Source organism: Micromonospora sediminicola (genome assembly GCF_900089585.1).
In the GTDB taxonomy this organism is placed as follows: Bacteria; Actinomycetota; Actinomycetes; order Mycobacteriales; family Micromonosporaceae; genus Micromonospora; species Micromonospora sediminicola.
The window spans coordinates 3,023,107-3,041,321 of the sequence record NZ_FLRH01000003.1; the positions used below are offsets into that span (position 1 = coordinate 3,023,107).

Genomic DNA, 18,215 nt, shown 5'->3' on the forward strand with positions numbered 1-18,215 from the left:
GTCCCCGACCAGCAGTACGGGAGTACCCACCGTGACAGTCCTCTTCGGTCAACTCTTCACCGGCATCAGCATCGGCGCGGTGCTGCTGCTCATCGCGCTCGGGCTGGCGCTGACCTTCGGCCAGATGAACGTCATCAACATGGCGCACGGCGAGTTCATCATGGCCGGCGCCTACACCACGTACGTGCTGCAACAGAGCATCACCGGCGCCGGCTTGTCGCTGCTGGTCGCGCTGCCTGTCGCGTTCGTGGTCGCCGGCACGATGGGGGTGCTGCTGGAGGTCCTGCTGATCCGCCGGCTCTACGCCCGGCCCCTGGACACCCTGCTGGTCACCTGGGGCGTGTCCCTGATGCTGCAACAGCTCGCCCGGGACGTCTTCGGCAGTCCGAACGTGCAGACCCGCGCGCCGGAGCTGCTCACCGGAAACGTGGCCCTGCCCGGCGGGCTGACGGTCGCCAACAACCGGCTGTTCATCCTGGCCCTGGCCCTGGCCGCCGTCGCCGCCCTCACCCTGGCGCTGCGGCTCACCCCGTTGGGGCGCCGGATCCGCGCGGTCGTGCAGAACCGCGACCTCGCCGCGGTGTCCGGCGTACCCACCGCCCGGGTCGACCGGACGACCTTCTTTCTCGGTTCGGGCCTGGCCGGGCTCGCCGGGGTGGCGCTCACCCTGCTCGGCCCGATCGGCCCGACCATGGGCACCAACCTGATCATCGACGCCTTCCTGGTCGTCGTGGTCGGCGGGATCGGCCAGCTCAAGGGCAGCGTGATCGTCGCCTTCGCCCTCGGGGTCCTCCAGGCCACCGGGGAGTACCTCACCACCCTCAGCGTCGCCAAGGTGATCGTCTTCGTGGCGATCGTCGCGTTCCTCCAGTGGCGGCCACAGGGCCTGTTCACCCTGCGGACCAGGAGCCTCGCATGACCGCCGTGACACCCGCGCCGCCGAGCACCGCCGACCCGTCGGCCCCGGCCGGCACCGCACCGGGAAGCCGACCGGGTGGCCGGTCCCGGCTGCGCGCGGCGGCGGGGTTCGCGTTCGGCGCGGCGCTGCTGTTCGCCGTCGCGCCGCTGGCGCTGTCGGACTTCCGGCTGGCCCTGCTCGCCAAGTACCTCTGCGTCGCCATGGTGGCCGTCGGCATCGGCATCGCCTGGGGACGCGGCGGCATGCTCACCCTCGGCCAGGGCGTCTTCTTCGGCCTGGGCGGCTACGCGATGGCCATGCACCTCAAGCTCGCCGACGCGGGTCCCGGTGGGATGCCCGACTTCATGCAACTGTACGGGCAACTCGACGAACTACCGGTCTGGTGGCGGCCGTTCGCCAGCCCGTGGTTCGCGCTGCCGGCCACGGTGCTGCTGCCGATGGCCGTCGCCCTCGGGCTCGGCTCACTGGTGTTCCGCCGCCGCGTGCGGGGCGCGTACTTCGCCATCCTCAGCCAGGCGCTCGCCGCCGCCATGGTGATCCTGTTGATCGGCCAGCAGGGGACCACGGGCGGCACCAACGGGCTCACCGACATCCAGGGCTTCTTCGGTTACGACCTGGACGACCCGGTCAACCAGCGGATGGTCTACTTCATCATCGCCGGCGTCCTGCTCGCGCTGCTCGCGCTGGCCCGCCAGATCGTCCACAGCCGCTACGGGGAACTGCTGGTGGCGGTGCGGGACAGCGAGGAGCGGGTCCGTTTCCTCGGCTACGACCCGGCGTCGGTCAAGCTCGTCGCCTACGTGGTGGCGGCGGGTATGGCGGGCCTCGCCGGCGCGTTGTTCGTGCCGGCGGTGGGCATCATCTCGCCCGCCCTCATCGGCATCGTCCCGTCGATCGAGTTCGTCATCGGTGTGGCGGTGGGCGGCCGGGCCACGCTGCTCGGGCCGGTGCTCGGCGCGGTGGCGGTCGCCTGGGCGCGTACCGCCCTCTCCGAACGTTTCCCGGGCACCTGGACGTACCTGCAGGGTCTGCTCTTCGTGGTGGTGGTGGCGTTCCTTCCCGGCGGCCTGGCGTCGCTGTGGGCGCTGACCCGCCGCCGCGCCGAGCGGGCGGAGGCGCACCGATGAGCGACGACCGGCTGGACGGGCTGTCCGTCCGTGACGTGCGGGTCAGCTTCGACGGCTTCACCGCCGTCGACGGCGTCTCGCTGGAGGTGCCCGCCGGTGACATCCGGTTCCTGATCGGGCCGAACGGCGCCGGGAAGACCACGGTGGTCGACGCGATCACCGGTCTGGTGCGGGCCACCGGCTCGGTGCGCTTCGGCGACCAGGAGCTGCTGGGCCGCCCGGTGCACCGGATCAGCCGGCTCGGCGTCGGCCGGACGTTCCAGACGTCGACCGTCTTCGAGGAGCTGTCGGTCGTGCAGAACCTCGACATCGCCGCGGGCGCCCGCCGGAGCTGGGCCACCCTGGCCCGGCGCCGGCGGGGGATCCCCGACGAGGTGGCCGCCGCGCTGGAGACCATCGGACTGACCGGCTGCGCCGACCAGCTCGCCGGCACGCTCGCGCACGGCCAGAAGCAGTGGTTGGAGATCGGCATGCTGCTGGTGCAGGACGCGCGGCTGCTGCTGCTCGACGAGCCGGTCGCCGGGATGAGCCACGAGGAGCGCGACGCCACGGGCGCCCTGCTGGAGACGGTGAGCCGGGACCGCACGGTGGTGGTGATCGAGCACGACATGGACTTCCTGCGTCGCTTCGCGCGCAGCGTCACCGTGCTGCACGCGGGGAAGGTGCTCAGCGAGGGCACGGTGGCGCAGGTCCAGGCGGACCCGCGCGTGCAGGAGGTCTACCTCGGCCACCCGGTCGACGCCGGGTCGGTCGCCAGCGGTCTGGAGGCATGATGCTGACCCTGCGTGGGGTGCACGCCGGATACGGGCGTTCCCGGGTGCTGCACGGCGTGGACCTCGCCGTCCCGCCCGACGGGGTGGCCGCGGTGCTCGGGCACAACGGCGCCGGCAAGAGCACCCTGCTGCGGGTCGCGGCAGGCCTGCTGCGCCCGAGTGCCGGCACCGTCGAGCTGGACGGCGAGGACGTCACCCGTGTCGCGCCGCACGAGCGGGTGGCGCGCGGCATGGCGTACGTCCCGCAGGGCCAGCAGTGCTTCCCGCACCTGACGGCGGCGGAGAACCTGCGCCTCGTCGCCGACGGCCGGCGTGACGGCGCGGTGGCGACGGCGGAGGCGCTGGACCTGTTCCCGGCGCTGCGTCCGCTGCTGCGGCGGCGGGCCGGGCTGCTCTCCGGTGGTCAGCGTCAGCAGCTCGCCATCGCCCGCGCGCTGATCACCCGGCCGCGGCTGCTCATGCTCGACGAGCCGACCGAGGGCATCCAGCCGTCGGTGGTCGCCGAGATCCAGGAGCGGATCGTCGAGCTGACCCGGCAGCCCGGCTTCAGCGTGCTGCTCGTCGAGCAGCACCTCGGGTTCGCGCTGCGGGTGGCGAACCGCTACCACGTCCTCGAATCCGGCCGGGTCACCTCGCACGGCGACGGGGGAGTCACGGCGGAGCGGGAGGTGCGCGCCGCCCTGGCGGTCTGACCCGGGTCGGCTCGCGCCCGTCGCTCCCGCTGACGCACGGCCCGTTCCCGACGCGGGTGCGCCGGGCCGGCGGGACACCGGCCCGGCGTACGTGTTCCGCGTCCTCCCGGATCGCTCGGCAGCGGTCAGGAACGCCGACCCCGGTGCGGGCGGCGAGTTCACCGATCCGGACGGTGGCGGTCACCGCTACCTCCCCGTTCTTGCCTCACGTCCGTGTGAGGTTCGGTCTCACCGGCCCGACCTCGACCGAGGGCCGCCCTCACCGCTCGCGGACCGTGGCCGGCTCGCGGTCGCCGACAGGGAGACTCTGACCGATGATTGCCCAATGACGAATCCCGACCTCGACCCTGACGTCTACCCGCCCCTCGATCCGCGCGAGCCGATACCGGACGACGCCGACGAGCTTCTCGCCGACACGCCCGGGACGCTGCCGGAGGCCCCGGTCGAGCCGATGCCCGACGACGGCGAGGCGGGCGGGGTGCCCGAACCGGCATGACGCGCAGTGGCACGCCACGACACGGTGTTGTCGCCCCGCCGGCGTCGCCGGGGAATCGGGCGACGTTTCGTCACCCGCGGTGGGGGCATTTCCTGGGCCGCGGCCCATCCGAGCCGCTCCTTGACCGCCCGGATCGGAGTTCGCGATGATCGTCGATCCCGTTGGAGACGATGCTCATGATCGTCACTGAGTGGCGCCGGGTGGGGTTCTGCCCGGTCCGGACCGCGACGCCGTTCCGCACGGCGGAGATCCGAGGGTGACCGGGCAGAGCGACCGCACGGCGGAGGCGTTCCGTTCCGCGGTGCTCGACGGACGTCTCGATCTACCGTTGCCCGGTGGCGGCCGGACGCCCGAGCGGTGGCTGCGCCTCATCGAACTCGGCCGTGTGGACGTGGCGCTGGCTCGGCTGGGGGAGGGGCACGCTGACGCCCTCGCGATCCTGGCCGAACTCGGCGCGTCGACCGATCCGGCGTGGCGACGGCAGCCGTGGGGCGTGTGGGCCGCTGTGCCGGCTTCGGTCACCGCGAACCGGGACGGCGCTCGCTGGCGGCTGACCGGCGAGCGGCCCTGGTGCTCGGGGGCCGGTCTGCTGTCCCGGGCACTGGTGACCGCCGTCGCCGTCGACGGCGTACGGCTGTTCTCGGTCGACGTCGGCGCGGCCGGGGTCACTCCGTTGTCCGACACCTGGCCCGCCGTCGGGATGGCCGCCAGCGACAGCCGGACCGTGCGTTTCGACGACGTGTACGCCGAACCGGTGGGCGAACCCGGCAGCTACACCTCGCGGCCGGGCTTCTGGCACGGAGGGCTGGGCGTCGCCGCCTGCTGGTACGGCGGAGCGGTCGGAGTCGCCGACGCGCTGCTCGACGCGGCGCGCCGTCGCTCCGACCCGCATCTCATGGCCCACCTCGGCGCGGTCGACACGGCCCTGGTCGGCGCTCGCGCCCTCCTGTTCACGGCAGCCGGCGAGATCGACGCGGATCCCACTGCCGATGCGGACCGGTTGGCCCACCAGGTTCGCGCCGCCGTCGAGGCGGCCGCCACCGAGGTCCTCGAGCGGGTCGGCCGGGCGCTGGGGGCCGGGCCGCTGTGCCAGGACGCCCGGCACGCCCAGCGGGTCGCCGACCTGACGGTGTACCTGCGGCAGAGCCACGCGGAGGCGGATCTGGCTCACCTCGGTGAGCTGGTGACGGCGATCGGAGATCCCCGGTGGTGAGGCCGATCGTCGATGCGGGCACCGACGAGGGACGGTGGCGAGCGTGGTCGGCGCCGGCGGTGTGGCCCGCACTGCTGGAGGACGGTCGGATGCCGACCGTGCCGCCGTTGGTGGTCGCTCCTCATCCGGACGACGAGGTGCTCGGGGTCGGTGGCCTCGTCGCCATGCTCGCCGAGGGTGCCGGAGCGGAGGTCACGGTCGTCACGGACGGCGAAGCCTCCCATCCGGGGTCGACGGTCCACCGGCCGACGGAGCTGGCGGCGATCCGGCGGGCCGAGACGGCCGCCGCTGGCAAGCTGCTCGGGGTCGCTTCCTCGGCCATCGATCACCTCGGACATCCGGACGGCGACGTGGACGAGGTGGCGCTCACCGAGGCACTGACCGCGCGACTCACCCCCGGCAGGTGGTGTGTCACGACGTGGCGCGGAGACGGCCACCCGGACCACGAGGCGGTCGGCCGAGCGGCCGCGCTCGCCTGTCGGCGCACCGGCGCGACGCTCCTGGAGTTTCCCGTCTGGACCTGGCACTGGGCCGAGCCGGGCGACCCGGACGTGCCGTGGCATCGCGCCCGCCGGGTGGATCTGACCGCGTCGGCCCGAACGGCCAAGGCGAGAGCGATCGACGCCTTCCGCAGTCAGATCCTGCCGCTCGGGCCGGCGCCCGCCGACGCCGCGATCCTTCCCCCGAACGTGCTCGCACGCTTCGCGCGTCCCTACGAAACGGTGTTCGTGCCATGACCGCTCGCCGCACTCCCGCCGAGTACTTCGACCACATGTACGCCGATGCCGAGGACCCGTGGAGCTTCGAGACCCGCTGGTACGAGCAGCGCAAGCACGACCTGACCGTCTCCTGCCTGCCGCGACCGCGCTACCGGTCCGCCTTCGAGCCGGGATGTTCGACGGGGGCGCTCACCAGCCGCCTCGCGCAACGGTGTGACCGACTCCTCGCCGTCGACATCGCCGCCGCCCCGGTCGCGACCGCGCGGAAGCGGCTCTCGGACCAGGCGCACGTCCGGGTGGAACAGATGCGCGTTCCCGAGGAGTGGCCGGCCGCGGTGGACGGACCCTTCGACCTGGTCGTGCTCTCCGAACTCGGCTACTACTTCGACGACGCGGGGCTCGAGCTGCTGATCACGAGGGCCGTGGAGTCCCTCGAGCCGGGTGGTGCACTCGTCGCCGTCCACTGGCGGCCGGCGGTGGCCGAGCACGTACGCGGCGGGGACGACGTGCACCGGCGGCTCGGTGCCCGGGACGGTCTGGCGCGGACGGCGCACCACCAGGAGGAGGACTTCCTCCTGGACGTCTTTCTCCGGGTGCCGCCGCCGGCCCGGTCCGTCGCCCAGGTCGAGGGCCTGTGGTGAACCGGGTGGCGGTCGTGGTGCCCGCCCACGACGAGCAGGCGTTGTTACCCGGTTGCCTGACCTCTGTCCGCAGCGCGCTCCGTGGCCTGCCGGTGCCCTCCGAGGTGATCGTCGTCGCCGACGACTGCCGGGACGAGACGGCCGCCGTCGCCGCGGGTCTCGGCGCGGTGGTGGTGACGGTGCGGGCGCGAAGCGTCGGCCGTGCGCGTGCCGCCGGCATGGCACACGCGCTGCGTCACGGCCCGGACGGACTGTGGCTGCTCAGCACCGATGCGGACAGCCGCGTCCCCCGGCGGTGGGGCGACTGGCACCTGCGTCATGCCCGTGCCGGCGTCGACCTCCTGGTCGGTACGGTGCGGGTGGCCGACTGGGGTCCCCGCTCGGAGCTTGTCCGGACGCGCTTCGAGACGCGGTATCGACACGGTCTGAGCGGCACGGCCCACCGGCACGTGCACGGGGCGAACCTGGGGTGCGCCGCCACCGTCTACGAGCGTCTGGGCGGGTTCTCCGACCTGTTGCACGGCGAGGACCACGACCTCGTCGAGCGCGGCCGTCGGCGCGCCATGCGCGTCGTCGCCGACGCCGGCTGCCCGGTCCGGACCAGCGCCCGGCGTCGCAGTCGGGCCCCGCACGGCTTCGCCCGCTACCTCGACACCCTCGACGACCGGCTGCCGACCTGAGGCGTCACCAGGACGAGCGCGGGAACGACGAGGCCGAGCGGTGGTGGGCTGCTCGCGCGCCGGTCTCGTCCCGGCGGAGCCGATCTGCGCCGGGTTCAGGCGCTCGCCGCGCCGACCTCCTCGTAGCGAACCGCGGACCGGGCAGCCCTGCGCCGGCAGGCTGGAACGGTCGGGCCGGCCACCGGTGCCACCGGGCCTCGCCGGCGCGGCCGTGCAGGTGGTCCGCCTCGACGATGGTGTCAGCCGGTCATCGCGTCCGCCGACCCCGTGATCATGACGGTACGGGCGGCGGCGTCCCCTACCCGAGGGCGAGCATCGCTTCGGCGACCTCGCCGACGGCGGCATCGGGGATCGCCGAAGCGGCCTCGTCGAGGATGAGCAGCCGTGCACCGGGAATCTCCTGTGCGATCGCCTCGCCGTTCCCGACGGGGAAGAACGCGTCCCGGCGGCCGTGCACGACAAGGGTCGGGACCTCGATCTCGGCCAGCCGCTCACGCCATCGGGGTGTGCAGTCGAGTCTGGAGAACACCATGCCCATCTGGTTGGCCATCTGGACCGGTGGTGCGGTGCTGGGCGTGCGGTCCCAGATGCGCGCGGCGACTGTTCGCGCGGCGGCGGGGTCGTCGCCGAGGATCTCCGCGCCGGCGGCGGCGAACGCCGCCACCGCTTCGCGGTCCGCCCAGTCGGGCAGGGGACGGGCGAACAGTCGGCTCGTCGTCGCCTGGTCGTGGTCGGGGAGGTCGTCGTCGGGCGGGCCGGGGGCGACAGCGCGGGTGCCGACCAGAGTGAGCGCCGAGAACGCGCCGGGATGGTCGAGCACGGCCACCTGGGCGACCATCCCGCCGACGCCGATCCCGGCGAGGTGCGCGGGTCCCGCGCCGAGCGCGTCAGCAAGGGCCGCCGCGTCGGCCGCGAGGTCGCGCAGGGTGTAGGCGGGCGCCTCCGGATCCCTGGTCGTCGAACGGCCGCTGTCGCGCAGGTCGTAACGCACCACCCGACGCCCACCGGCGGCGAGGCGCGCGCACAGCGCGTCGGGCCAGGAGAGCATCGTTGTTCCGCCGGCGAGCAGGACGAGTGGCGCGTCGTCGTCACCGAACGATTCGATGCCCAGGGTGATGTCGTCGACGTGGACGGTGGTCATCGGATCATCCGGAGGGATCATGCCGAGGTAGACCAGGCTCGCCGCCGGAACTCATCGTTCGGATGTGCGTCCCGCCGCTCATCTTCCGGCACGCCGCGCCTGCCGACCCCGGCCTCCGCCGCCCACTGGACCTGGCACGGCGTGCCGCGCCGGACGCGTCGCGCCGGCCGCGGCGGCGCCGCTCCCCAGACAGCGGCCCGCGGCCGAGGACATCAGCGGCCGGGAGGACAGCACGACGACGTTTCCTCAGGCGAGGGCGAAGTAGCGCAACCATAGGTACGGCATCGCGAGCCCGACGGTGACCAGGGTGACGACCAGGCCGTAGCGGGTGAACTGCCAGAAGGTGATCCGCTGCCCGGCCCGTTCGGCGAGCCCGAGGACCACCACGTTGGCGGAGGCGCCGACGGCGGTGGCGTTGCCGCCCAGGTCGGCGCCCAGGGCGAGGGCCCACCACAGGACTCGGGACTGCCCCGCGTCGCCCTGGGCGTTGACCAGGTCGGCGACCACCGGACTCATGGTGGCGACGTACGGGATGTTGTCGACGAGCGCCGACAGCGCCGCGGAGCCCCACAGCAGGACCATCGAGGCGGGTAGCAGCCGGCCGTCGGTGACGTCGATCGCGGCGCGGGAGATCTGTTCGACCACGCCGGTGTTGACCAGCGCTCCCACCATGACGAACAGGCCGGCGAAGAAGACCAGCGTGGGCCACTCGACGTCGCGGCTGATCTCACCGGCGTCCAGGCGGGAGAGTGCGAGCAGCAGCAGGCCGCCGAGCAGCGCCACCACCGCCGGCTCCAGGTGCAGCGTGGTGTGCAGCACGAACGCGGCGGTGACCGCGCCGAGCACGGCCAGGCCGAGGACCAGCAGCCGCCGGTCCCGGATGGCGTCGCCCTCGTGCAGGGCGGCGATCTGGGCGGCCCGCTCCGGGTCGTAGCGGAACGCGTCGCGGAACAGCACCCGGCACAGGCCCAGGAACACCACCAGCAGCACGGCGACGAACGGGGCCAGGTGGATGAGGAAGTCGTTGTAGCTCAGGCCGCCCCGGCTGCCGATGATGATGTTCGGCGGGTCGCCCACCAGCGTCGAGGTGCCGCCGATGTTCGAGGCCATCGCCTCGGCGATGAGGAACGGCACGGCCGGCACGCCGAGGCGCTCGCAGACCAGGAAGGTCACCGGCGCGATCAGCAGGACGGTGGTGACGTTGTCCAGCGCCGCCGATGCCACCGCGGTGATCACCACCAGGATCACCAGCACGCGGTACGGGCGGCCTCGGGCCCGCTTCGACGCCCAGACCGCCACGTACTCGAACCCGCCGGTGCGTTTGAGGACGGCGACGATGAGCATCATGCCGATCAGGAGGAAGATCACGTTCCAGTCGACGCCGGCGTCCTCGGAGAAGAACGCGTGCGCGGTGTCGGTCGCGCCGATCAGGAACATCACCGCCGCCCCGCCCAGCGCCGCGGCCACCCGGTGGACCTTCTCGGTGGCGATCAGCACGTAGGCGGCGGTGAAGACGGCCACGGCCGCCCAGGCAGTCGCGGTCATGCGGCGAGCATCCGGTCCAGCAGTGCGTCGAGCGTGATGCCGCCGATCATCGGCTCGCGGGGCGGCGCCACCGCGACCAGAGGGCTGCGCTTCTGGGCCATCACGGCGGCCACCTCCAGGACCGTGGCCTCGGGGCCGACCACAGGAGGCGCCAGCCGTTCCGGTGGTAGCAGGTCCGCGACCGACCGGCCCTCGGCTCCCCGCAGGAACATGTCGGCGGCCGGCTCGTCGATCATGCGGGCCAGGGTGGGGTCCTCCCGGCAGTAGCCCGGGATCACCAGTCGCAGCACCTGCGTGCCGGGCAGGACGGTCACCGGACGCCCGGCGGCGTCGACCACGATCAGGCCGGGCAGGTTGTGTCCGGCCAGGAGGCGGGCGGCCTCCAGGACCGACGTGGCGACGGTGATGGTCGGGAAGGGAACGGCCAGGTCTCGGGCTCGCACGACAACTCCTGGGATTCGGTGGACGTGACGGTGGGTGGGCCGACCGGACTCGTCGGTGCTCCGATGATCATCCAGCCCGGGGGTGCGGGAGCCTGGAGACGCTCCGTGACCGGGTGGACGGCTCAGACACCGGGCTCGCGACCGACACTGCCGGCCCACTCCCGCCACCACTGGTCCTCGGTGGGCTCGCCGGCAGCCGCCACCAGGGCGGTGACGAGGCCCGCCGCGTCCGCGGAGGGGGCCACGCCCGCGGCGCGGACGAGGTCGCGGATCCGCTCGGTCCGTCCACGGACCACCTCCCCGACCAGGTCGCGTCCGGCCTCGGTGAGGGTCAGCCAGGCCACCCGCCGGTCGGTGGTGCCCTGCCGCCGGGCCACCAGGTCGCGCCGGACCAGCCGGTCGCAGGCGCGGGTGGCGGTCGAGGGGTGGACCCCGAGCACGGTGGCGAGGTCGACCGTCCGCAGCGGTCCGCGTGCGGCCAGCAGCACCATCGTGCGGTACTGGGAGAGGGTCAACTCCGTGTCGAGGCCGGCGAGCGTCCGCGCGGTGAAGCCCACCATCACCCGGCTCAGCGCGGCGAGTTGGTCGACGAGGGCCGACTCGGGGTCGGCCACCGGCGCCTCCGGCGGCATGTGGAGTTCCACCGCACAATGGTTGCATGGATACAGGAATGGTGGCGGGGGTGGTCCTCGACCAGCGGGACGGATTCCGACGGCGCACGGTCGGGCGCCGGGAGCAGCTCAGCGCCGCCCCGCCGACCCTGCTGTCCGTGGTGTTCCTGGCCGCGTACGCGTGGCCCATCCTCGTGCCGCAGCTCTCCCGCCGGTGGGTGGCCGCCTGCGAGCCCATGACCGTCCTGGTGCTGCCGTTCCTGCGTCCGCTGCGCGCCCTCCGACTGGTCACCGTCGTCCTGAACCTGACCCGACGCACGACCGACCGGGCCCGTGGTCGCCTCGCCCTCTACGTCACCGCCACGACCGTGCTGCTGGTGGTCGTGTCGGCGCTGGCGGTGCTCGACGCGCAACGGGCGGCGCCGGATGCCTCGATCACCTCGTTCACCGACGCGCTCTGGTGGGCCGCGGTGACGATCACGACCGTCGGGTACGGCGACCTCTTCCCGGTCACCACTGCGGGACGACTCGTCGCGCTCGGCCTCATGGTCGGCGGGATCGGCCTGATCGGCTTCGTGACCGGGTCGCTCGCGACCTGGATCGTCGAGCGGGTCGCCGACCGGAACCGACCGGAGCCGGCCACGGCCGCCGACGTCGCCGCGCTGCGGGACGAGATCGCCGCGCTGCGGGCCAGGCTGGAATCGAGATCCCCCGCCGCCGGGATGCCTGATCGGCTCGCCGTCGATGACTGAGCCGGGGCGCGCCGACGTATCCGGTCACCGGCCGTGGCTCGGACTGCCCGCGGCGCTGGCGTTCATCGCCGTCGTGCTGCTGGTCGACGTGGCGGCCGCCGCGCACGCCGTACTCATCGGTTTCCTGGCCCTGGCCCCGCTGCTGGCCGCCGCCGTGGACACGCCGAGACGGACCGCCGTCGCGTCCGCCGCGGCGACGGCCGCCGCCGTCCTGGCCGGCCTGCCGAGCCAGACCCTCGGCAGCCTCGACCACGTCCTGCGGGTGGCGGTGGTCATCGCGGTCAGCGTCGCGGCACTCTACGTGGCCCGGGCCCGCACATCGCGCGAGGAGCGGATCCGGCGGATGAGCGAGATCGTGCGAGTCACCCAGAAGGCCATCCTGCGGGAGGTCCCACCCAGGATCGGCGACGTCGCGCTGGGCGCACGGTACGTCTCCGCGCAGCGGGGTGCGGGGGTGGGCGGGGACCTCTACGAGGTCGTACCGGGACCGGACCGGGTGCGCGTCATCATCGGTGACGTGTGCGGCAAGGGACTACCGGCGGTGCAGCTCGCCTCGGCGGTCATCGGCGCCTTCCGGCAGTCCGCGATCGTGCGTGACCGGCTGGAGGAGGTCGCCACGGATCTCGACGCCCTGGTCGCCCGGGAACCGAGGCCCGCCTACGGGGTCACCTTCGTCACGGCCGTGCTGCTGGAGGTCCGTGGGCCGGACCTGTGGGTGATGAGCTGCGGGCATCCCGTGCCGCTGCGACACCGTCCCGGGCGCACGTCCGTCCCGCTCGGCGAGCAGGAGCCGGACCGGCCGCTCGGGCTGGGCGGCCGGCGTACCCCGCCGGCACGCCACACCTGGTCGACCGGTGACCGGTTGCTGCTCTACACCGACGGGCTGATCGAGGCGCGCGACCACGCCGGCAGGTTCTTTCCGCTTCGGCTGCTGGACCGCCCGCTGTCCGCCCCCTCCCTGCCGAGGGCGCTCGACGCGGTCTGGCGCGCGGTGCGCACGCACGTCGGTGGCGAACCTCGCGACGATCTCGCGCTGTTGCTGATCGAGCGGCTGCCGGACGCGGGCGGCGACGCCGGTCGGTAGCGGGCCGTCCCGTGTGACGTCAGGCCGGCACGTCGGCGTCGACCGACGTGGTGGCCCCGCTCGACGTGGCAACGGGGCCCGGTGTCGGTGGGGCGGTGACGGCGGGCGTGGACCGCGCGTCAGGGGTCGGCGGGACCGGCGGGGAGACGGACGGGGGCGGGTGCGGATCGTCATGAACCTGTCGTATTGCCTGCCGAACACTGGGGGTAGGTCGTGAGGAACGCCGATCGAGTGAGGAGACCAGTCATGACCTACCCGTGGTTCTTTCCGGAGGGAACACCCGCGCTGTTCCACGACGGCCCGGCCGCGAACGACACCCGGTTGGCCTGCCGGGTGGTCGAGCAGCTGAGTGGTGACCCGCTGCTGCGCCACGAGCGCATCTGTGTGGAGGCGCAGAACGGGGTGGTCATCCTGGAGGGACGGGTGGGCTCGGCCGACGCGGCGGCCCGTGCCCGGGCTCTCGCCTGGGCCGTGCCCGGGGTGCACGATGTCAACGTCAGGGTGCACGTGGTGTGACGCCGCCAGGCGGGGACGACAGGAGAAACAGATCATGGCAGTTGATCCCGTCGGTCGGGACCTGAAGGCGTTTCTCGCCGCCGACTCCGACGCTCCGGTGGTGATGCTCAACCTGCTGCGCTTCGCCGAGGGCGGGCGGGAGTCCTACGAGCGGTACGGCGCCGCCCTGCGGGAGACGTTCCTGCCCCGCTACGGCGGCGAGGTGCTCTACGCCGGCGACGGTGCGCCGGCGCTGGTGGCGGAGGAGGGCCAGGCGTGGGACGCGGTGCTGCTGGTGCGTTATCCGAGCCGGGCGGCGTTCAGCCGGATGGTCGCCGACCCGGAGTACCAGGAGGTGACCCGGTGGCGTACAGCGGCGCTGGAGGAGGCCGTGCTGCAGCCCACGGTGCCCTGGACCAAGGAGTGAGCCCGGCCCGGCCGCGACGGCGGACGCACCTGGCAGCCCTGTCGACGGCGGTCCTGCTCGCCACCGGCTGCGCCGGCGAACCGGAGCCCCCGCGGCCGTCACCGGAGCCGACCTCCACCGTCCGGCTGGGCACGGTCGCCCGGGCCGAGGTGGGCGCCCGTCTCACCGTGACGGCCACCGTCGATCGCGTCATCACCGGCACCGCCTTCGTGGTGCGCGACGTCGACTTCACCGACGGGACCCTGCTCGTGCTGTCCGTCGATCCGGCCAGCGCGGAACCGCCGCAACTGGTGACCGTGAGCGGCACCGTCGTCGACTTCTCGTACCGCGACCTGTCCGACCGCTACCGGCTCGGGCCCGCCGGCGCGTACCGGGAGTTCGAGGGTGGTCGGGCGCTCGCCGCCGAGCAGGTGAACGGCTGGAACTGACGGTCAGTTGTCGAGTCGGTCACGCAGGTCGTCGACCTGCTGCTGGAGCCGGTCCACCGCGCCCTCGTTGTTGAGGAACGTGCTGATGCCCGCGCCGAGCGCCAGCCCGAGCAGCAGGGCGATCACACTGAGCACGAGGCCGCCGATCGCCACGCCGCGGCCGGTGACTCCCGGCCGGGCGGCCATCTTGAGGCCGACGATGCCCAGGACGACGCCGACGATGGCGAGGACCACGCCGATCCAGGCGAGGATGGCGGTGAGCACGCTGAACAGCGCGGCCACGCCGAACACGAGGGCGAGCGCGGCGGCCGTGCTGGTCTTGGCCGCCGTACCGGATCGGGTCCGGCCGGCGCGGGTCGAGGCGTCGGCCCCGGGGGCCGGTTCGCTGGACGCGGTCATGGTGCTCCCTCCACCACGCCGTGTGGCGCGGGCCTGTGCCGGCCGCTTCCCCCGTCACCGTCGACTCATGCCTGCCGACTCTCGGTCCGACGGGCGATGTCGGGCAGGTGTTCCGGCAGCGCCACGGAACGCAGGTCGGCCAGCACGTCGTCCAGGAGGCGGGTGATCCGCGGCTGGTCGCGTCCCGCCCGCCGGACGTCGTCGACCGCGACCGCGAGGAAACCGTCGAAGTCCTGCGCCCTGGCCCGTACCCGTGGCGTGCCGTCGGGGTCGTCGACGAGCAGGCGGTGACCGGGCCGGCCGGCGAGGCGGCGCAGCAGATCGTGCATCTCCTGGACGCTGCGCACCGCGGTGGTGGTGTCGTTGATCCCGGGTGACAGGGCCCGCTCGGCGATGTCGGTCAACTGCCGGAACCCGAACCCGACGTCCTGACCCAGGGTCCGTTCCACGCCGAGGCTCACCGCGACGCACGCCCGCGTCTCCGGCACGCTCGCCGGGAGCTGGCCGCCGGGCAGCGGATGGACCGCGATCAGCGGTTGCCCGGCCACCACGAAGTCGCCCGGCGCGGGCAGGACCGACAGGGCGCAGTCGTGTTCGCGGGCCAGCGCGGCGAGCCGGCCGAGGTCGACGTGTTCGACCATGCCGGGCTGCGCCGCGGTGATCACCTGCACTGGCGGGGTCAGCGGTGCGACGGGCGCGCCGGCCGGGCCGACCGGATACTGCTCCTCGATCACCCGGCGGGTCTGGGCGCCGACCGCCGCGATGATGTGTGAGACCCGCATGACCGTGGTGACGTGGTGCAGGTAGTAGACGAACAGCCCGCTGCTGGCGAGCACGAAGGTCATCGTCACGGCGAGCGAGAGTTCCGGCAGCCGGGCGTCGGGGCCGGCCGGCAGTGCCGCCAGCACCACCATAGCGAACAGCGCGGTCGCCAGGAAGGTGCCCAGAGCCGCCTGCGTGATCCGGTCCCGCAGGAAGGTCCGCAGCACCCGGGGGGAGTACTGGCTGCTGGCGAGCTGGACGGCCACCACGGTGATGGAGAAGACCAGCGCGGTGAACGAGATCATCGCGGTGATGATGGAGGACAGCAGCGACCGGGCGCCGGCCACGCTGCTGGGCAGGAACCCGGCGGTGGGCAGGCCCAGGCGCAGCTCGGCCACCGACAGGCCGACGGCCAGCAGCACGGCCCCGGCGGCGAACGCCGCCGGCACCAGCCAGAATCCCGACCACGCGGCCGCCAGGCGGGACCGGACGGTACGCGGAGTGCCGCTCATCCCGCCGTAGTCCCCGGTACGCGCCCTTTGCATACCTGGCGAAGTGTCTGTTTTACCTTGAGGCGGACCCCGACTGGGCACAACGGCGCCGGCAAGAGCACTCTGCTGCGGGAGCCGACCGAGGGCATCCAGCCGTCGGTGGTCGCCGAGATCCAGGAGCGGATCGTCGGGCTGACCCGGCAGTCCGGCTTCAGCGTGCTGCTCGTCGAGCAGCACCTCGGGTTCGCGCTGCGGGTGGCGAACCGCTACCACGTCCTCGAATCCGGCCGGGTCACCTCGCACGGCGACGGGGGAGTCACGGCGGAGCGGCCGGTGCGTCGGTATCGATTTACATTGACGTTGGTCTCTACTAACATCGTGGCTGGGAGTCGCCAAGCGCTGCTGGGCAGCAGTGCCGTCCACCTCTGGGACGGCTTGAATCGATCGGCGTCACCTTCTCCGGGGTGGGCACCCAGCGAAGACCACTGGGCGCCGGCGCATCCACTGGAGCATCATGAAAATCTCACGGACAGCACGCCGTCTGGGACTGGGCGCGGTAGCGGTTCTCGTCGCCTCGTTCACGATGGTCGCCGTCAACCAGGCCGGTCCGGCCTCGGCGCACGGATCGGTCACCAACCCGCCGTCACGCAACTACGGATGTTACGAGCGCTGGGGTTCCGACCACCTCAACCCCACGATGGCCCAGACCGACCCGATGTGCTGGCAGGCGTGGCAGGCCAACCCGAACACCATGTGGAACTGGAACGGCCTGTACCGCGAGAACGTCGGCGGCAACCACCAGGCCGCCGTGCCGGACGGGCAACTGTGCAGCGGCGGTCGCACCCAGAATGGCCTGTACGCCTCGCTCGACGCGGTCGGCGCGTGGACCGCGAAGCCGATGCCGAACAACTTCACCCTGACGCTGACCGACGGCGCTCGGCACGGCGCCGACTACATGTTGATCTACATCACCAAGCAGGGTTTCGACCCGACCACCCAGCCCCTCACCTGGAACAGCCTCGAGCTGGTACTCCGCACCGGCAGCTACCCGACCACCGGGCTCTACGAGGCGCAGGTGAACGCGGGCAACCGTACCGGGCGGCACGTCGTCTACACCATCTGGCAGGCGTCCCACCTCGACCAGCCGTACTACCTCTGCAGTGACGTGATCTTCGGCGGTGGCGGCACCCCGCCGCCGACGACCCCGCCGCCCACCACGCCGCCGCCCACCACCCCGCCGCCGACGACTCCGCCGCCCACCACGCCGCCGCCGGCCGGAAACGGTGCCTGCACCGCCACCTTCCGCAAGACGAACGAGTGGTCCGGTGGATTCGGCGCCGAGGTCACCGTCCGGGCCGGCAACGCCGCCATCTCCGGATGGACGGTGGCATGGACCTGGCCCAACGGCCAGAGCATCACCAACTCCTGGAACGCGACGGTCACCTCGAGCGGTTCGTCGGTCACCGCGTCGAACGTCGCCTACAACGGCTCCCTGAGCGCCAACGCCACCACCAGCTTCGGCTTCAACGCCTCCTGGAACGGCACCAACTCCGCACCCACCCTCACCTGCACCGCCCGGTAACAGCATCCGCGGTGGGGTGGCGCGGCACGCGCCACCCCACCGCGCCGCCGGCAGGGCCGTGCGCCGGGGGTGGCAGTGCGGACGGACCCGACCTTCGGGCAGAGGTCCATGCGCTGCTCTCCGCCACCATCAGGAACCGCGACGAGGTGAGGAACGACCATGATCTCCCGGGTACGCGTCAGCGGCTGGTGCCGAAGCGGCGTCGTGTGGATCGAGGTGTGCCTGCTGGCCGCGTCGATCGGTGTCGCCGCCCTGGTCACCTCGACCACCCCGAGGACGGACCCGGAGGTTCTCCGCCAAGAGATCCTGGCCCGGATGCGCACGACCCTCGAGCAGGTGGACCCGACACATCACGGCCACGCCGGGCACACCGCCCCGCAGGGGTCGGCCGGAGAGCAGGCCGCGCCGGCGGTCGTCTGCGGAGTCCATGTCTACGGCTACGAGCCCACCGGGGCCACCACGCTGGCCGACGTCCGGACGGTCTACGGCTTCCACCTCTGTGGCGTCGCCGAACAGAAGCGCCATTGGGACGGAGCGGTCAAACTCGTCGGCCCACTGATCATGGACATGACCACCCGACCTCCCGGCGTCGAGGTGGTCGAGGCGACAGCCGACGTCAGGTTCGTCGACCGGCTACGGGAGATGTTCCCCGACAAGTACGAGGACCTGGCACTCAGGGAAGCGTTGCCCGCATCGGAGATGGCCGACCTGCGGCGCCGGTACGACGCCGCCGCCGGCCTCTGACCACGCCGAGCGGCCGCCTCCGGTCACCTCGTGTTGGTGAGAGTGCCGCAG

General features: G+C 72.8%; 22 protein-coding genes. 16 read left to right on the forward strand and 6 right to left on the reverse strand.

The window, feature by feature from the left end; translation table 11 throughout:
• The first annotated feature begins 31 nt into the window (after positions 1-31).
• The 9 genes from urtB to GA0070622_RS14545 all read left to right on the forward strand — a co-directional run bounded on the left by urtB (position 32) and on the right by GA0070622_RS14545 (position 7,260).
• The gene (gene urtB / locus GA0070622_RS14510) at positions 32-919 is read left to right on the forward strand and encodes an urea ABC transporter permease subunit UrtB (protein ID WP_091573777.1); all 888 of its coding nucleotides are present in this window, start codon (positions 32-34) and stop codon (positions 917-919) included.
• A complete protein-coding gene (gene urtC / locus GA0070622_RS14515) occupies positions 916-2,046 on the forward strand; it encodes an urea ABC transporter permease subunit UrtC (RefSeq protein ID WP_091573778.1) in 1,131 nt (376 codons plus the stop codon). The genes urtB and urtC overlap by 4 nt, the downstream gene beginning before the upstream one ends.
• Positions 2,043-2,819: an urea ABC transporter ATP-binding protein UrtD gene (gene urtD, locus GA0070622_RS14520; RefSeq protein WP_091573779.1), complete on the forward strand. Its 777-nt coding sequence runs from the start codon at positions 2,043-2,045 to the stop codon at positions 2,817-2,819. Before urtC ends, urtD begins: the two co-directional genes overlap by 4 nt.
• A complete protein-coding gene (urtE, locus tag GA0070622_RS14525) occupies positions 2,819-3,511 on the forward strand; it encodes an urea ABC transporter ATP-binding subunit UrtE (protein WP_091573780.1) in 693 nt (230 codons plus the stop codon). The genes urtD and urtE overlap by 1 nt, the downstream gene beginning before the upstream one ends.
• 325 nt (positions 3,512-3,836) lie before the next feature.
• Positions 3,837-4,007: a hypothetical protein gene (locus GA0070622_RS32580; protein ID WP_176710487.1), complete on the forward strand. Its 171-nt coding sequence runs from the start codon at positions 3,837-3,839 to the stop codon at positions 4,005-4,007.
• 256 nt (positions 4,008-4,263) lie between these two features.
• The gene (locus GA0070622_RS14530; protein ID WP_245666285.1) at positions 4,264-5,220 is read left to right on the forward strand and encodes an acyl-CoA dehydrogenase family protein; all 957 of its coding nucleotides are present in this window, start codon (positions 4,264-4,266) and stop codon (positions 5,218-5,220) included.
• 89 nt (positions 5,221-5,309) lie between these two features.
• Positions 5,310-5,957 (forward strand): PIG-L deacetylase family protein, encoded by a 648-nt coding sequence (locus GA0070622_RS14535; protein WP_091577401.1) that lies wholly within the window; start codon positions 5,310-5,312, stop codon positions 5,955-5,957.
• A complete protein-coding gene (locus tag GA0070622_RS14540; RefSeq protein ID WP_091573781.1) occupies positions 5,954-6,580 on the forward strand; it encodes a class I SAM-dependent DNA methyltransferase in 627 nt (208 codons plus the stop codon). The genes GA0070622_RS14535 and GA0070622_RS14540 overlap by 4 nt, the downstream gene beginning before the upstream one ends.
• Before the next feature lie 5 nt (positions 6,581-6,585).
• On the forward strand, positions 6,586-7,260 hold the full coding sequence (locus tag GA0070622_RS14545) for a glycosyltransferase (RefSeq protein WP_218012402.1): 675 nt from the start codon (positions 6,586-6,588) through the stop codon (positions 7,258-7,260).
• Positions 7,261-7,558: 298 nt separating this feature from the next.
• Here GA0070622_RS14545 and GA0070622_RS14550 read toward each other — a convergent pair whose 3' ends face one another.
• The 4 genes from GA0070622_RS14550 to GA0070622_RS14565 all read right to left on the reverse strand — a co-directional run bounded on the left by GA0070622_RS14550 (position 7,559) and on the right by GA0070622_RS14565 (position 11,021).
• Entirely contained in the window at positions 7,559-8,401 is an 843-nt protein-coding gene (locus tag GA0070622_RS14550; RefSeq protein WP_091573783.1) for an alpha/beta fold hydrolase, read from the reverse strand.
• Between the two features lie 246 nt (positions 8,402-8,647).
• Complete coding sequence (locus GA0070622_RS14555; protein WP_091573784.1) at positions 8,648-9,946, reverse strand: ArsB/NhaD family transporter; 1,299 nt, start codon at positions 9,944-9,946, stop codon at positions 8,648-8,650.
• The gene (locus GA0070622_RS14560) at positions 9,943-10,389 is read right to left on the reverse strand and encodes a CBS domain-containing protein (protein WP_091573785.1); all 447 of its coding nucleotides are present in this window, start codon (positions 10,387-10,389) and stop codon (positions 9,943-9,945) included. Before GA0070622_RS14560 ends, GA0070622_RS14555 begins: the two co-directional genes overlap by 4 nt.
• A gap of 122 nt (positions 10,390-10,511) precedes the next feature.
• Positions 10,512-11,021, reverse strand: coding sequence for a MarR family winged helix-turn-helix transcriptional regulator (locus GA0070622_RS14565; protein ID WP_091573786.1), 510 nt, complete (start codon positions 11,019-11,021; stop codon positions 10,512-10,514).
• A gap of 26 nt (positions 11,022-11,047) precedes the next feature.
• Here GA0070622_RS14565 and GA0070622_RS14570 point away from each other — a divergent pair, with 26 nt between their 5' ends.
• The 5 genes from GA0070622_RS14570 (at position 11,048) to GA0070622_RS14590 (ending at position 14,186) form a co-directional block, all read left to right on the forward strand.
• Positions 11,048-11,752 carry a potassium channel family protein gene (locus GA0070622_RS14570; RefSeq protein WP_245666289.1) on the forward strand — a complete coding sequence of 235 codons (705 nt, stop codon included), beginning with the start codon at positions 11,048-11,050 and terminating at the stop codon, positions 11,750-11,752.
• A complete protein-coding gene (locus GA0070622_RS14575) occupies positions 11,745-12,836 on the forward strand; it encodes a PP2C family protein-serine/threonine phosphatase (RefSeq protein WP_091573788.1) in 1,092 nt (363 codons plus the stop codon). The genes GA0070622_RS14570 and GA0070622_RS14575 overlap by 8 nt, the downstream gene beginning before the upstream one ends.
• A 246-nt stretch (positions 12,837-13,082) precedes the next feature.
• Entirely contained in the window at positions 13,083-13,352 is a 270-nt protein-coding gene (locus tag GA0070622_RS14580) for a BON domain-containing protein (protein WP_091573789.1), read from the forward strand.
• A 34-nt stretch (positions 13,353-13,386) separates the two neighbouring features.
• Positions 13,387-13,758 (forward strand): DUF1330 domain-containing protein, encoded by a 372-nt coding sequence (locus GA0070622_RS14585; RefSeq protein WP_091573790.1) that lies wholly within the window; start codon positions 13,387-13,389, stop codon positions 13,756-13,758.
• Positions 13,755-14,186, forward strand: coding sequence for a hypothetical protein (locus GA0070622_RS14590; RefSeq protein ID WP_091573791.1), 432 nt, complete (start codon positions 13,755-13,757; stop codon positions 14,184-14,186). The genes GA0070622_RS14585 and GA0070622_RS14590 overlap by 4 nt, the downstream gene beginning before the upstream one ends.
• A gap of 3 nt (positions 14,187-14,189) precedes the next feature.
• On the opposite strand, the gene GA0070622_RS14595 is transcribed toward GA0070622_RS14590, so the two are convergent.
• Positions 14,190-14,585 (reverse strand): DUF4190 domain-containing protein, encoded by a 396-nt coding sequence (locus GA0070622_RS14595; protein WP_091573792.1) that lies wholly within the window; start codon positions 14,583-14,585, stop codon positions 14,190-14,192.
• Between the two features lie 65 nt (positions 14,586-14,650).
• Complete coding sequence (locus GA0070622_RS14600) at positions 14,651-15,859, reverse strand: DUF2254 domain-containing protein (protein WP_176710488.1); 1,209 nt, start codon at positions 15,857-15,859, stop codon at positions 14,651-14,653.
• A 493-nt stretch (positions 15,860-16,352) separates the two neighbouring features.
• Between GA0070622_RS14600 and GA0070622_RS14610 the strand changes: the two genes are divergently transcribed.
• Positions 16,353-17,420: a lytic polysaccharide monooxygenase auxiliary activity family 9 protein gene (locus GA0070622_RS14610; protein WP_091573794.1), complete on the forward strand. Its 1,068-nt coding sequence runs from the start codon at positions 16,353-16,355 to the stop codon at positions 17,418-17,420.
• A gap of 159 nt (positions 17,421-17,579) precedes the next feature.
• Positions 17,580-18,164, forward strand: a complete 585-nt coding sequence (locus GA0070622_RS14615; protein WP_091573795.1) for a hypothetical protein — start codon at positions 17,580-17,582, stop codon at positions 18,162-18,164.
• Positions 18,165-18,215: the final 51 nt, after the last annotated feature.